13 protein-coding genes and 1 pseudogene are annotated in these 15,071 nt (G+C 44.8%); 10 read left to right on the top strand and 4 right to left on the bottom strand.

The genetic code is table 11. From position 1 onward, the window contains the following. Window positions 1-47: 47 nt before the first annotated feature. From BMX50_RS08270 to BMX50_RS08255, 4 genes are all read left to right on the top strand, one after another. On the top strand, window positions 48-2,555 hold the full coding sequence (locus BMX50_RS08270) for an XrtN system VIT domain-containing protein (RefSeq protein WP_091210021.1): 2,508 nt from the start codon (window positions 48-50) through the stop codon (window positions 2,553-2,555). Then, on the top strand, window positions 2,536-3,894 hold the full coding sequence (gene xrtN / locus BMX50_RS08265) for an exosortase N (protein WP_091210020.1): 1,359 nt from the start codon (window positions 2,536-2,538) through the stop codon (window positions 3,892-3,894). The genes BMX50_RS08270 and xrtN overlap by 20 nt, the downstream gene beginning before the upstream one ends. A 256-nt stretch (window positions 3,895-4,150) precedes the next feature. Continuing rightward, window positions 4,151-4,570 carry a cobalamin B12-binding domain-containing protein gene (locus tag BMX50_RS08260; protein WP_091166978.1) on the top strand — a complete coding sequence of 140 codons (420 nt, stop codon included), beginning with the start codon at window positions 4,151-4,153 and terminating at the stop codon, window positions 4,568-4,570. A 5-nt stretch (window positions 4,571-4,575) separates the two neighbouring features. Continuing rightward, a complete protein-coding gene (locus tag BMX50_RS08255) occupies window positions 4,576-5,358 on the top strand; it encodes an enoyl-CoA hydratase/isomerase family protein (RefSeq protein ID WP_091210019.1) in 783 nt (260 codons plus the stop codon). 177 nt (window positions 5,359-5,535) lie between these two features. Here the strand turns inward: BMX50_RS08255 and BMX50_RS08250 are convergent, their stop codons facing one another. Together BMX50_RS08250 and BMX50_RS08245 are read right to left on the bottom strand one after the other, a co-directional pair. Further along, the gene (locus BMX50_RS08250; protein WP_091210018.1) at window positions 5,536-7,194 is read right to left on the bottom strand and encodes a glutamine--tRNA ligase/YqeY domain fusion protein; all 1,659 of its coding nucleotides are present in this window, start codon (window positions 7,192-7,194) and stop codon (window positions 5,536-5,538) included. Between the two features lie 318 nt (window positions 7,195-7,512). Then, a complete protein-coding gene (locus BMX50_RS08245; RefSeq protein WP_091210017.1) occupies window positions 7,513-8,652 on the bottom strand; it encodes an NAD(P)/FAD-dependent oxidoreductase in 1,140 nt (379 codons plus the stop codon). A gap of 132 nt (window positions 8,653-8,784) precedes the next feature. On the opposite strand from BMX50_RS08245, the gene BMX50_RS08240 reads away from it, so the two are divergent. Continuing rightward, on the top strand, window positions 8,785-9,516 hold the full coding sequence (locus BMX50_RS08240; protein ID WP_091210016.1) for a zinc metallopeptidase: 732 nt from the start codon (window positions 8,785-8,787) through the stop codon (window positions 9,514-9,516). A gap of 275 nt (window positions 9,517-9,791) precedes the next feature. Then, window positions 9,792-10,724 carry a YXWGXW repeat-containing protein gene (locus BMX50_RS08235; protein ID WP_091210015.1) on the top strand — a complete coding sequence of 311 codons (933 nt, stop codon included), beginning with the start codon at window positions 9,792-9,794 and terminating at the stop codon, window positions 10,722-10,724. A gap of 138 nt (window positions 10,725-10,862) precedes the next feature. Here BMX50_RS08235 and apaG read toward each other — a convergent pair whose 3' ends face one another. Both apaG and dusB read right to left on the bottom strand, forming a co-directional pair. Continuing rightward, window positions 10,863-11,249, bottom strand: a complete 387-nt coding sequence (gene apaG / locus BMX50_RS08230; RefSeq protein WP_091210014.1) for a Co2+/Mg2+ efflux protein ApaG — start codon at window positions 11,247-11,249, stop codon at window positions 10,863-10,865. 45 nt (window positions 11,250-11,294) lie between these two features. After that, window positions 11,295-12,287 (bottom strand): tRNA dihydrouridine synthase DusB, encoded by a 993-nt coding sequence (dusB, locus tag BMX50_RS08225; RefSeq protein WP_091210013.1) that lies wholly within the window; start codon window positions 12,285-12,287, stop codon window positions 11,295-11,297. A gap of 39 nt (window positions 12,288-12,326) precedes the next feature. Here dusB and BMX50_RS08220 point away from each other — a divergent pair, with 39 nt between their 5' ends. The 4 genes and pseudogenes from BMX50_RS08220 to BMX50_RS08205 all read left to right on the top strand — a co-directional run. Then, a complete protein-coding gene (locus tag BMX50_RS08220) occupies window positions 12,327-13,271 on the top strand; it encodes a CPBP family intramembrane glutamic endopeptidase (protein WP_091210012.1) in 945 nt (314 codons plus the stop codon). Next, on the top strand, window positions 13,272-13,484 hold the full coding sequence (locus BMX50_RS08215) for a putative signal transducing protein (RefSeq protein ID WP_091210011.1): 213 nt from the start codon (window positions 13,272-13,274) through the stop codon (window positions 13,482-13,484). After that, window positions 13,481-14,287: a phosphatidate cytidylyltransferase gene (locus BMX50_RS08210; RefSeq protein WP_091210010.1), complete on the top strand. Its 807-nt coding sequence runs from the start codon at window positions 13,481-13,483 to the stop codon at window positions 14,285-14,287. Before BMX50_RS08215 ends, BMX50_RS08210 begins: the two co-directional genes overlap by 4 nt. A 26-nt stretch (window positions 14,288-14,313) precedes the next feature. Continuing rightward, window positions 14,314-14,967 (top strand): annotated as a pseudogene (locus BMX50_RS08205) (phosphatidylserine decarboxylase family protein); the annotation flags it as partial. Window positions 14,968-15,071 lie beyond the last annotated feature (104 nt).

The following is a 15,071-nucleotide window of genomic DNA, read 5'->3' as shown; positions in this document are numbered from 1 at the left end:
TTTTGTCTATAAACTTTGAAATGCAAAGTACTTTTAATTTATAAAATATGAAAAACCTTAAAGCAATTTTATTTGAAGACAGTGTTCTTAAACTTGGCCTAATCCTAATCACTATATCTGCCGGTCTCTTTGTTATTGAAGAGTCCGGCCTTTTTGAACTTACCGAGGGAATCGCTTTCGGCGCCTTTTGCTTTAATTACCTGGCCTCCCTTGTGTTTTTCTTTGTGGTGATATTTAAAGGGTTCAAACGCCTGCATTATTGGGTATTGCTCCTGGTTCTCTGGTTTATCAGCGCCTTTGCACTTAACCTGAGCATCGCTGTTTTCAATACATCGGTTACCTGGCTGTCGGTTGTTATTTGTATTTCCACTATCGCCATTATAAGTTCAGTGTTTATAAACGAGCTCGGTTTAAGGATGAAACACGTTTTAGTATTTTTCCTGGGTATAGCTTTCCTGCTTTTTATTTACTACAGCGTATACCTTACCTCCATGTATCTCATCGGTATTTTTGCTGCCATTGCGCTGGGTTTTTCACTACATGTTTTTGTGCCGATGGGTTTGGCTATAGCTACGTTTCTTACTATCAGAAAAGCGGTAAGGGGCAACAAGTCATTAAAAATGGCATTGGGGGCCGGTTTATTGTTACCTGTGGTAGCATGCAGTATTTTCATATGGCAATGGAAAAGCATTAATAACGGAGTTAATCTTGCTATCAATCACAATACACTGTCCGAAGGCAAACTGCCAACATGGGTGGTGATCAGTCAAAGTATTCCTAAAAATGCCATAGCGCAACGGATCATTAAAGCAGGTATCGTGTACAAAACTGCCAACCTTAGCGACAGCTGGTTTTGGGGCAACTGGAATAAAGCCTCATTTGATGAGCCCATGCAACATGATCCTTTTATAGTGATAGCAAGCCTGTTTGGCGGCGACTTAAACCTTGACGAAAAGGAACGGATAAAAATACTGGAAGCTATGTACGATTCACGGCACCAGGCACAGGAACGGCTTTGGAGCGGCGATAAGCTAAAAACAGCCAACGTGATCACCAATGTAAAAATCTTCCCTGAATACCGCTTAGCTTATACCGAAAAAACACTGACCGTGCATAATACTGAAAACCGGGGAGTACGGGCCTGGCTTAGCAAGCAAGAAGCCATTTATACATTCCATGTTCCGGAGGGTTCGGTTGTTAGTTCGTTATCATTATGGATAGATGGTAAAGAACAAAAGTCAAGGCTTACCACCCAAGCTAAAGCCGATTCGGCCTATCACGAGATTGTGGGGGTTGAACAGTATGACCCATCAGTGATCCACTGGCAGGAGGGCAATACCGTAACAGCACGAATTTTCCCTTGTACACCCGAAGAAAACCGCAAATTTCGGGTGGGTATTACCAGTCCGCTGCGTAAGCAAGGCGATATGCTTACCTATGAAAGCAGTTATTTCGATGGCCCATCGCCCGGCGGCGCAGTAGAAGCTATCCAGGTATCTTTTTCCCGGATGCCTGAAGGGCTAAACATGTCGGGCTTTGACGAAATCAGTAATGGAATTTACGCTGCCGATCGTCCCTATCAGCCCGATGAACAGATCACTTTTAAAGCTCCTCCCCTTGCAAGTGTTCCGTTCACATTTGCGGGCAAAGGCTATCAACTAAAAGATTATCAGCCGCAAACAACAAGCTTTAACCCGGATGCCATCTACCTCGATTTAAATGCAAGCTGGACAAGGAGCGAACTTGACGAGCTTTGGCCGGCCATCAAAACCAAAAAGGTATACTATTATGATGGTAAGCTGGAAACATTGACTGAGGAGAACCTCGATCATGTTTACAGCAGGATGGGCAAACTTAATTTCAGTATGTTCCCGGTTAATGAGATCAAAAATCCTGAAAGTTCATTGCTCATTACCAAATGCGCCGAAACCTCTCCTAACCTGGGCGATCTTGATGAATCGGAGTTTGGCAAAGCACTAACCAGCTATCTGCCCGATGCTAAGCCATTGCAGTTATATAATATCGGCACAAACCTAACGCCATATTTAAAAGCACTGAAGGAGATGCGGGTGTTTACTTATAATGAAGGTGATGTAGCAACGCTGCAAGACGGGCTCGCGAAGCATGAATTTACCCGCTCGCAGGAAGATTCAACCCATGTGGTGCTTGCCCAATCGGGTTTGGTTATTGAGCAAACTGCCGATACCTTAAAAGCCGGAAATGCGCCCGACCACCTGTTACGGCTGTTTGCCTATAATGACATTATGAAAAAGGTTGGTCCGCATTATTTTGATAAAACCTATGTGCAGCCGGATATTATCGATGAGGCTAATGAGGCTTTTATAGCCTCGCCGGTTTCAAGTCTTATTGTATTGGAAACTCAAAAAGATTATGAACGCTTCGGGATTGATGAAAATAAGAACAGTCTTCAAAATGCTTCCGCAAAATCATCGGGCGCAGTACCCGAACCCGGCGAGTGGTTGCTGATACTGGTTGTAATAGCAGTTATAAACTTCTTAGTATACAAGAACAAACATGTTCAGCCGGAGCTATAATTTGCGTGAATATGTGCCATTTAAATTAACCGGCAGCAGGTTAATCATCAACAGTTGCTGGTTAATATACATTGGCATTACAGCAAGGCTATGTATCATTTATTTTAAGTGGGATGCCAATATGCTGCTTGGCCTGGCACTCGTGCCTTATATCTGCAAAGTGAAACGGGGAGGGACTTCTTTACGATACCTTATCCCTGCCCTTATTTTTGCAACAATAGCTGTTTGTTTTCCGGTTAAAACAGATTTGTTCCTGGCCTTGCTGTTTGCAGCATTACTCTTTTTGGAGAACCTGAAAGGAAAAATAAGTCCGGTATTGTTCCTGCTGCTCTTGCTGATCTCGCCTGCATTTGAATATATAAGTAATACATTCAGTTTCCCGTTGAGGATCTGGCTCAGCGGGGTAGCCGCCTCGCTATTGGCAAAAATGGGAATGGTCGCCAGTGCAGCAGGCAACGTCATTCAGTTTAAAGGTTCCGAATTTTCTGTGGATCAGGCATGTGCCGGTCTGCATATGCTGGCTGCCTCGTTCATGATCTGCCTGTTCATGATAGCTCATTACCAGCAGCAAGCGGCAAAGCAACTGCACCTGATGTGGATCTTGTTTTTGTTGGTGTTTACTTTTGCGCTAAACATCTTGTGCAACCTTTGCCGCATCCTGCTGCTGGTATTTTTCAAAATACCGGCAGGTACCTTGATGCACGACCTTACCGGGATCATCTGCCTGCTCATTTATGTGGTATTGCCTTTATTGTGCCTTTCTTCATTCGTATTAAAACGGACCGAAAAGCCGTACATCGATCCCCGGTTTTACAAAACCATCAGGCTGGCACCGGATGAACTGCGCTTTCCGTTGATACACTTAGTATTGGCAGCCATGTTGGTTGTAATAACTCTCAACATCAAATCAATGGATGACCTGAATGACAAAAACGTAAGCAACGTATCACTAACCGGTTATAAAAAAGCTGTACTGGAAAGCGGGGTAATCAAGTTTGAAAAGGCCGGCGCATTGGTTTACGTTAAACCATCCCCGTTTTATTGCCTGGAGCACAACCCGATGATTTGCTGGCAGGGGAGCGGTTATGTTTTCAGTGAGATAAAAAGAGGGGCTATTGCCGGTCGTGAGGTTTATTGGGGAGTACTTACCAAAGCGAAGGATAAGATCTATGCGGCATGGTGGTTTGATAACGGCAGTATAAAATCCGTCAACGAGTTTGAATGGCGATGGGCGGCAGCAAAAGGGGCTAAGCTGTTTTACCTGGTGAATGTTAATGCTGCTTCGGAGGCGGCGTTATTGGAAGCGGTGAAGAATTTGCCGGCTATTAAACAGGATTGAATCTGTTGAATCAGGGCGCAGAGTTGACTCACCCCGCCTGTGCTTCGCACGGCGACCCTCTCTTCGGCTTCGCCGCAAAGAGGATAAGGAAATAAAAAATAGAAATCCCCTCTTTACGCGAAGCGTAGAGAGGGGTGGCGAGCGCAGCGATGCCGGGGTGAGTCGATGCGAGTGTCTGTTCAATTCATTAGGACCAAACTACTTAAACAACTTCCATAATTTTCTTACTACATTTACGGAAACCAATAGGTTATTCATGAGTAATACCTTTAACCGACCAATCCGTGTTTTAGTTGCCAAAGTAGGGCTCGATGGGCATGACCGAGGCGCGCGCATTATTGCCACTTCGCTGCGCGATGCTGGTATGGAAGTGATCTATACCGGATTGCGCCAAACACCCGAGATGGTGGTGAACACCGCTTTGCAGGAGGACGTTGACGCTATTGGCATCTCCATACTTTCGGGCGCACACATGACGGTATTTCCGCGGATCATCAATCTCATTAAAGAGAAAAAAATGGATGATGTTTTGGTTACCGGTGGCGGTATTATTCCGCATGAGGATATGCTGGAGCTGCAGAAACTTGGCGTAGGCGAACTTTTTCCACCCGGAACAAGCACACAGGATATTGTAAAATACATAACCGGTTGGGTGCATGAACACCGTAATTTTTAATCTCCATGGAATTTCAAAACTTGCTGATAACAAACAAGGGCCGTATTCAATACATCACTATTAACCGCGAAAGCAAGCTGAACGCCCTTAATAAAGATACACTTGCCGAGCTACATACAGCCATTGCCGAAGCTTTTCAAAACCCGGAGGTGGGCGGTGTTATCATTACAGGAGCCGGGCCAAAAGCCTTTGTTGCCGGGGCCGATATCAGCGAATTTGCTGCACTTGATGCTGTGGGTGGCGCACAGCTTTCACGCACAGGGCATACCGAAGTTTTTGATTTAATAGCTAATGGAAGCAAACCGATAATAGCTGCTGTAAATGGTTTTGCGTTAGGCGGCGGACTTGAACTGGCTATGGCCTGCCACATCCGTATAGCATCTGATAATGCCAAAATGGGACTGCCGGAAGTTACATTAGGCCTGATCCCCGGTTATGGCGGCACTCAACGCCTTGCCCAATTAGTAGGCAAAGGTAAAGCCCTGGAAATGATCCTGACTGCCGATATGATCACAGCGGCCGATGCTCTGCAATATGGACTGGTTACTTATGTAGTTAACCCCGAAGAACTATTAGCGAAAGCCGAAGAGATCCTGAACAAGATTTTAACCCGCGCCCCTTTGGCGCTTGCCGCAGCCATCCGCAGTATCAATGCTGCTTATGCCGATGGTGTTAACGGTTATGAAACCGAAGTCGCCGAGTTCGGCAAATGCTTCGGTACAAAAGATTTTAAAGAAGGTGTAGCTGCGTTTATGGAGAAACGGAAGGCTGAATTTAAAGGAGAATAGAAGCTAAAGGCAGAATGCTTAAAGCTCAAGGCTTTGCCATTGTTGGTTCGGAAGACAAAAAACATGTCATTGCGAGGAGGAACGACGAAGCAATCGCATGCTATACAGGGCGGATATGCTTCCGTGCGATTGCCACGCTGCGCTCGCAATGACATGATTTTTAAGGGGGGCGATAACTTACTTTTTACCCCAGCCGTCTTTCAACGTTACGGTGCGGTTAAACACCAGTTTATCTTCGGTTGAGTTTTTATCTAAAGTAAAATAGCCTTTACGCATAAACTGAACCGGTTTGCCTAACTCGGCATTAACCAAATCTGGTTCGATGTATACGGTTGACAATACCTGCAGGCTGTTCGGATTGATGTAGTCCTTAAAGTCACCATCTTCGTTTGACGGGTCTTCTACCTGGAATAAACGGTCGTACAATCTTACCTCGGCAGTTTTAGCGTGTTCAACACTCACCCAGTGGATAGTGCCTTTTACGTTGATGCCGCTGGTGTCATTGCCTGATTTTGATTCGGGCAGGTAGCTGCAATGAATTTCGGTGATGTTGCCATCTGCATCTTTAACAATGCTTTCGCCTTTAATGATGTAAGCGTTTTTAAGGCGAACCATCAGCCCGATACCTAAGCGGAAGAATTTTTTAGGAGCAACCTCCATAAAGTCTTCACGCTCTATCCACAACTCACGGCCGAACGGGAACTCCCTGCTGCCATCGCCGCCTTCAACTTCGGGGTTGTTTTCGCCGTGCATCACTTCTGTTTGGCCTTCAGGATAGTTATCCAGGATCAGCTTAACCGGATCAAGTACCGCCATACGGCGCCATGCGGTTTTGTTCAGGTCCTCACGGATACAAAACTCCAGCAGGCCAACATCTATCATGTTTTCGCGTTTGGCTACGCCGATACGTTCGCAAAACTCGCGGATAGAAGCCGGGGTATAACCACGACGGCGTAAACCACTGATAGTTGGCATGCGCGGATCGTCCCAGCCGTCAACATGGCCTTCTGTAACCAATTGCAGCAGCTTGCGCTTGCTCATCACCGTATAGTTAAGGTTTAAGCGGGCAAACTCGTATTGTTTTGACGGGAAAATATCCAACTTCTCGATGAACCAATCATACAGTGGGCGGTGAGGTACAAACTCCAGCGTACAGATAGAATGGGTGATCTCCTCAATAGCATCTGATTGGCCGTGTGCAAAATCATACATCGGGTAAATGCACCATTTATCGCCTGTGCGGTGGTGATGGGCATGTTTAATGCGGTACATCAGCGGGTCGCGCAGGTGCATGTTTGGTGATGCAAGATCGAGCTTTGCACGCAGTACTTTGGCACCGTCAGGATATTTGCCGTCCTTCATGTCGGCAAATAATTGCAGGTTTTCTTCAATTGAGCGGCTGCGGTATTGATTTGGTGTACCCGGTTCGGTAGGTGTACCTTTTTGGGCTGCAATTTCTTCGGCGGTACTGTCATCAACATACGCCAGGTTATTTTTGATCAGCTCGACAGCAAAATTGTATAGCTGGTCGAAATAATCGGAAGCGTAAAGCTCATTGGCCCAATCAAAGCCAAGCCATTTTACATCTTCCTTAATGCTGTCAACATATTCAACATCTTCTTTAACGGGATTGGTATCGTCAAAACGGAGGTTGGTAAGGCCATTATATTTTTTTGCCAAACCAAAGTTAAGGCAAATTGACTTGGCATGGCCAATATGCAGGTAACCGTTTGGTTCGGGTGGGAAACGGGTAAGTACACGGTTGTCGTTTTTACCGGCAGCCAAATCTTCTTCAACAATTTCCTCTATAAAGTTCAGTGATCTTTCTTCGCTCATAAATTAGTATAGCAATATGAGCAAAAGTAACAAAATTTTGTGCGGTGTGTACTAAGAAGTGTTTTGTCAGGTGGAGAAGATAAATCTTATAATGACGTGATTATAAGCTATTGATTATTAAGAGTGTTTTTCGATCGGTTTCATAATATGGGCGTTCCCGTTAGCTAACGGGCCGGGCTTTCCGTTGCAAGTCCTCGCCTTTCCTGCCCGCAATCCCTACTCACGCTGTGGGCTTTGATAAATCCTGTTATGCGTTTACAGCTACTGGCGCAAGTCTTGTGCACGGCTGACTTGTGCTTTTCTACTAAAAGTGGAGTTTTATGAACTCAACATCAACTCCGCCACTTCCTCACCCACCAAACTCCCCATAGCTACGCCCATGCCATTACACCTCACCGCACAGAAAATGCCGGGCTGCACTTGTTTTACTATCGGGCTGATCTGCTGTCCAAAACCCATGATGCCGCTCCACCAGTAATCAATCTCTACGTTTTGTCCGGGAAGGATAACCTCGTTTAGGTAGGTTATTAATTGTTGTTTCACTTCATCGGTATGTCCGAAATCCCAGGTTTCTTCGGCTTTGTAATTGAGGTTGCGACCGCCGCCAAACAATACCCGGTTATCAATATTGCGGAAATAGTAATAACCCTTGTTAAAGTGGTAGGTGCCTTTTAGCTTCAGCCCGGGAACAGGTTTGGTAACCATTACCTGTCCGCGGCCGGGTACTACATCCAGCTCAGGATATAACTGGCTTGCAAAGGCATTGGTAGCTAAAATCACTTTACCGGCTTTAAACACACCTTGCGATGTATTTAACCTGATAGCGTTATCTTCCTGCTTAATTGCCGAGATGCTGCAATTGTTAAGTACCAGTACGCCCAGTTCATATATTTTATATAACAAGGCCCGCATCATTTTGCCGGTATGTATCTGCCCTTCCAGCGGATTGTATATGATATGCTTCACTTTACTGAAGCCAAATGCTGCAACTTTTTCATCAGCTACTGAATAAATGTCAGTCCGGCCGATAGTTTGCTGCAATAATTTATTGAGATGATCTATCTGATCAATACAGTTGCGGGCATGGTTTTCTTCATGATCCATAAAGAGTTCGTGACCGCCGTGTTGATGATAATCTATGTTGATATCACCTAAGTTTTCCCTCAAGCGTTGCAGGCCTTTCCACTTGTAGGCCACCAAACGCATGGCCTCTTCTTCAGAAGACTGATTTATTACCTCAATTTGCTCCGAAACTGTACCAAAACATGCGAAACCGGCGTTTTTAGTACTGGCGCCCGATGGTAAAAAGCCCCGCTCCAGCACCAAAACTTTTAGCGTTGGCTGTTGTTTTTTTAAGTGCAGGGCAGCGCTTAAGCCAACAATACCGCTGCCTATGATAATAACATCGGCATTATCGGTAAAAGCGGTGCGTTCCCAGTATGAAAATGATGGCTCCATTGCTGTCAAAAGTAAATAATCGGGCTGCAAAAAGGGAATTGTTTAAATAAAGCGGAATAATTTTTGAACAGGAGCTGTAACGTTTACAGTGTTTTAAACTACTTAATTTAAAATATATTTTTTATCAATCATATGAATCACATTTCACTAATTATGGGATACATAGCGCCAAACTCGGCCTGGTTCCTGATGATTATTGTTGCCCTGGTAAGCTTTATTGTACAATGGCGGTTCAGGAGTAAATTTAAGCAGTATTCTGAAATAGGCTTAATGTCTGGCTTATCGGGCCAGGAAGTAGCCGTGAAGATGCTGCGCGCCCATGGTATTTTTGATGTACAGGTAATTTGTGTTGACGGACAGCTTACCGACCATTATAACCCCGAAACAAAAACAGTTAACCTGAGCACCGATGTTTTTTACAGCCGGAGCATTGCCGCCGCCGCTGTTGCCGCACATGAATGCGGTCATGCTGTACAACATGCCGAAGCTTATGGCTGGCTAAGTTTCCGGTCGGCAATGGTGCCCGCTATTAATGTGGCGTCAACTATTACCCAGTGGACATTGTTCATCGGCATTATGCTGCTGTTCTTTTCCGGAAGCCCCTATGTTTTGGCAGTTGGCGTTGCCGCCCTGGCGCTGGTTACATTTTTTAGCTTTATAACCCTGCCGGTTGAGTTTGATGCAAGTCGCCGCGCTTTGGCCTGGTTAGATAACAACTATGCTGTAGTACAAACCGGGCAGGAACATGAAATGGCTAAAGATGCCCTTTGGTGGGCAGCCATGACCTATGTAGTTGCTGCGCTTAGTGCTTTGGCTACGCTGGTTTATTATGCTTCGTTTTTGTTTAATAACAGAAGGAATTAAGCTTCAAGAGACAAGAAATCAAGATTCAAGAGCCGAGAAAGAAGCAGGATAGCAGGAGTCAAGAAACAAGAATGTTTTAGGTTGACATTCAACAAAAGAACCCTAACCGATTATTCAGTTAGGGTTCTTTTATTTTCAGGGTTTTCCTTCTTGGTTCTTGAATCTTGACTTCTTGCTGTCTTCAAATCTCTAACTTCATGATCCGTTCATTTAACCGGCCAAAACTTAATGTAATGTTCATATTATGCAGGTAGGTTTGGTTAAAATCATTGATTATGAAAAAGATAACAAGCGTATTGATGGTGCTTTTGATAGTGTCGGTAGCATCAGTTAAAACTTATGCACAAATCAGTGTAGGGGTATCTGTGAATATAGCGCCGCCTGTATTGCCAACTTATACCCAGCCTCCCTGCCCTGTCGACGGATATTTATGGACTCCCGGTTACTGGGCTTATGATCAGGATGGCGGATATTATTGGGTACCGGGCGTATGGGTAAGCCCGCCGGCAGTTGGTTATTTGTGGACGCCAGGCTACTGGGGTTATGACGGCGCCGTTTATGTTTATCATGAAGGATATTGGGGCCATCATATCGGGTTTTACGGAGGGGTAAATTATGGCTACGGTTATGTTGGTACCGGCTATGTTGGCGGTCGCTGGGCGGGTAATTCATTTCAGTATAACACGGCCGTTGTAAATGTTAATAACACGGTTGTGCATAATACCTATATCAATAAAACAGTGGTTAATAATGTTACCGTTAACAATAACAGTTTTAACGGACCGGGTGGTGTAGCCGCAAAACCGCAGCCACAGGAGCGGGCTGCCGAAAAGGAAAATCACATACAGCCCACCTCTGATCAAATTACCCACCGACAAGTTGCGGTAAAAGACCAAAGTCAGTTTGCAAAAAATAATAACGGTCACCCCACTACCGCAGCCATGAACAAGGTTAACGGGAGCCGCTTTACACCGGAAGGAAACAATGCCCGGTCATTCTCAAGGAGCAACGTCAACAATAACCCCGGAAAGCCTCGCCCTTCAGAAAGTACCGATCATCCGGTTAGTAACCAGCCAAGGCCGGTAAATAATCAGCCAAGGCCCGAAGGTAATCAGCCAAGACCGGTAAATCAGCAACGGGCCAGGACACCGCAGAGGCAGGTGCCTGCACGGCATCAGGCGGCGCAACACCGGGAAAGACAACGCTAAGCTATATTTTCCCTGGAATTAAACAATTGTCCCCAGGAAGTACATTATATAACAAAGCCCTAACTGAGCAATCAGCCAGGGCTTCTTTATTTTTTCTCTCTTGTTTCTTGAATCTTGACTTCTTGTTTCTTACAACTCTCAATTCAACCTGTACGGTGCTATCAAATAAAACTCAGGAATCTGCACATTGAAATTGGCGTTATCCAACAGGCGGATCATATGATATTCGCCCTTCATGTTGCCCATATCTGTTTTGAGGTTGCAGCCCGATACGTACTCATGCGTGTGGCCCGGTTCAATAACGGGTTGCAAGCCTACTACTCCTTCGCCTTCCACTTCTCGTTTTGCGCCGTTTGAATCAAAGATGTACCAATGGCGGCTCATCAACCTGATGGCGTAGTTGGTCATGTTTTCAATGCTTACCTTATAAGCAAACATAAAATGATCGTTTGCCGGGTTTGAATACTCCGGCTGATATATGGTTTCGATGGAAACCTTAACACCCTCAGTTATAGTGGTAACCATGTGACAAGTATCGTTTATTTCAAATATATAGAAAGGGAGCAAATATTAAGCCATTTCAATGGCATATTTTTCTTCGATCTCGGCCAGTATCTGGTCAACTGCTTCAAGATCAGGGGCAGTAACAAAACGCATCCTGAACTCCTTGAAATGATCTATCCCTTTAAAGTAGTTAGAGTAATGCCTGCGCATTTCAAAAATGCCTGTTTTAGGGCCTTTCCACTCTATTGATTTGTATAAATGAGCGCGACAAGCAGCAACTCGTTCGGCAATTGTTGGCTTATCAAGGTATTCGCCGGTTTTAAAATAGTGCTTAATTTCGCGAAAAATCCACGGATAACCGATAGCTGCGCGGCCAATCATCATGCCATCAACCTCATATTCCATGCGCCATGCAGCTGCCTTCTCTGGCGAATCGATGTCTCCATTGCCGAAAATGGGGATTTTTATACGCGGGTTTTTTTTGATATCGCGTATCAACGCCCAGTCGGCCACGCCTTTATACATCTGTGCACGTGTGCGGCCATGTATGGTAAGCGCCTTGATGCCAACATCCTGCAGACGTTCGGCAACTTCGTAAACGTTTTTGGTGTTATCGTCCCAGCCAAGGCGGGTTTTTACGGTTACCGGTAAATGTGTTGCATCAACAACTGCTTTGGTCATGGCAACCATTTTATCAATATCCTGCAAAAGACTTGCACCAGCGCCACGACAGGCCACCTGTTTTACCGGGCAGCCATAATTGATATCCATCAGGTCGGGCCCCGCCAGCGTAGCTATTTCGGTAGCTTCGCGCATGTGGTCGATATCGCTGCCGAAGATCTGGATGCCGATAGGCCTTTCATATTCAAAAATATCAAGCTTTTGCCTGCTTTTTGCCGCATCGCGGATCAGGCCCTCGCTTGAGATGAACTCTGTATACATCATATCCGCGCCGTTTTGCTTACACACATAACGGAAGGGTGGATCGCTCACATCCTCCATCGGCGCCAGCAACAGCGGGAACTCCCCTAAATCAATATTTCCTATTTGTACAGACATCCTTATCTTTAGCCTGCAAAAATACGAATTTTACCTCGAATGATAAAAGCCCCATCTCAATCCCCTCAGCCACAGGGAAGTCAAATAACACCGTTTTTACAGTTTATTATATTAATAGCGCTCACTGTTGGGCTGCTGATTGTCTGTAGTTTAATAGCTGCCGGTATTATTGGGTTGATATTCGGATCGCAAACGCTTACCGATACTTTTACCTTTAATGTTCAAAATCCGCATGTTGGTGCCGCTTTATGGACATTACAGATCATCAGCACCACGCTGCCTTTGTATCTTGTCCCTGTAATTTTTGCACGCTTTATCGTAAAAGAACCTGTAGATTATTTGAAGGTTACTCCCAAATTTCCACCGGTACTGTTATTGCTGATTCTATCTATTATGATCTGTTCCTCGCCGGTTATGGAAGTGTTGGTAAATGTTAACCAGAAACTGGCTTTACCGGCTCCTTTAAAAAGCCTGGAAGATGCTTTACGTGCTATGGAGGCCCAGGCTCAAAAAGCTACGGAAGCCATGCTGCAAATGAAAACCGTATCAGACATGCTTTTTGCCGTTTTAGTTGTTGGGCTATTGACCGCTGTTGCCGAAGAATTTTTATTCAGGGGATGCTTGCAAACCATCATGATTAGGTGGACGGGAAATCCGCACGCCGCTATTTGGATCACCGCTATATTATTCAGTGCTTTCCATATGGAGTTTTTTACCTTTTTGCCGCGTGTAGCGTTGGGCGTATTTTTTGGCTATTTTGTGATGTGGAGCGGCAGCATCTGGACAAGCGTTTGGGCACATTTTTTAAATAACGCCACCCAGGTAGTGATCCTGTACCTGTACTCGCAAAAGCGCATAACGCTTGATCCTAACGATCAGCACGTTTTTAATTACCAGAGCTATGCGTTAAGCGTAATAATTATTTTAATTTTGCTTTTTATGTACAGAAATACTGCTAAAGGAAAAAGCCCGCTGTTGAGTTAAATGGAAAAAAACTGGGTTAAAATTTTTACTTCAACTAATTTTTACCAATCAGAAATTGTTAAGCAGATGCTTACCGGGCATCATATTGATACCGTTTTGCTGAATAAACAGGATTCATCGCACCGCAACTTTGGCGAAATAGAGGTTTATATTCACCAGGAGGATTTTAGTAAGGCTATTGAGATCATGATCCTCAATCAAATTAATATATGAAACAACGCGCCATCACTGGCTTATTTTTTATTATCGTAATGATTGGGTCTAATTTGTTAGGCCCATATGTATTTAGTGTTTTTTACCTGTTATTGAGCTTGTTTTGCCTGCTTGAGTTTTACAAACTGGTTAAGCAGGGCGGTATACAGCCCGAGCGTTTTACCGGGGCGCTTGCCGGAGTAATTATGTTTTTCTTTTTCGCGGCCAACTGCTATTTTCCGGCATATAAATACATTATACTGCTGCCCATACTGTTTAGCTTTATCCCTATAGGGGAGTTGTATAAAAAGTCTGCCGCTCCTTTTACTAATATAGGCTTCACTTATTTAGGCTTACTGATGGCTGTTGTGCCATTCCTGTTTTTCCATGCCATGGCCTTTACGCGCGGCGATGGGGTATTCAATTTTCACATACCGCTTGGCTTTTTAATTATGCTGTGGAGCAACGATACCGGGGCTTACCTGGTGGGCAGCAAGTTTGGCCGTAATAAACTGTTCGAAAGGCATTCGCCCAAAAAATCATGGGAAGGCTTTATCGGGGGCATCCTGATCTGCGCTTTTGCGGCATATATTTTGAGCCGTTTCTATACAGAGTACAACTGTTTCGACTGGATCATCATGTCGCTTATCATTTCAAACTTTGGCACTATGGGCGATTTGGTCGAATCCATGTTCAAGCGGAGCCTAAACGTAAAGGACTCTGGCGGCATATTACCAGGCCACGGTGGCCTGCTCGACAGGTTTGACGGCCTGCTGATGGCCGCGCCAATTGTATATGCATACCTGTACTTAATTTCAAATTAGTAGTTTTGTATTAAAACCTATAAATAATGACCATACATAAAGAAGGCTATACCTCACTCGCTATTACTATCCTGTTCATTTTTGTTTTAAATGCGCTGATCCAGTTTTACATGCCAACTGCGCACACCTTAAAATGGATAGTTTATATTTTTTCGGGTGCCTTATTTTTGATCATACTGCAGTTTTTCCGCAGTCCGTTTTTCGATATTGAAACAGCCGAAAATACTATCCTGTGCCCTGCCGATGGCAAGGTTGTAGTAATTGAAGAAACTGAAGAAACCGAGTTTTTAAAAGACAAACGCGTTCAGCTGTCGGTTTTCATGTCGCCGGTTAACGTGCACGTAAACCGCAACCCAATTGCGGGCGTGGTAAGCTATTTTAAATACCATAAAGGCAAATACCTGGTGGCATGGCACCCCAAGTCATCAACAGAGAACGAACGTACAACCATCGCTATTGAAAACAGTAAAGGTGTAACGGTATTGTTCAGGCAGATAGCCGGTGCATTGGCCCGCCGTATTGTATGGTATGTAAAAGAAGGTGATATTGTTGATCAGGGCCAGCAATTTGGCTTTATTAAGTTTGGATCAAGGGTGGATGTCTTCCTGCCGTTGGGTACCAAGATTCTTGTAAATATTGGTGACGTGGTAAAAGGCGGTCGCACCGTTTTAGCTGAACTGGTTGATCCTGAACCAGTAAAGAACGCTGCAAAACCCGATGCAATTGTTGTTCCGGAGCCGCCTGCGGCCCCTGTTGAACCTGCCGTTTTGGTAGAAGAAACACC

This window comes from Mucilaginibacter gossypiicola (assembly GCF_900110105.1).
Classification (GTDB): Bacteria; Bacteroidota; Bacteroidia; order Sphingobacteriales; family Sphingobacteriaceae; genus Mucilaginibacter; species Mucilaginibacter gossypiicola.
The sequence above is the reverse complement of the archived record's forward strand: the minus strand, read 5'-3'. Positions and strand labels throughout refer to the sequence as shown.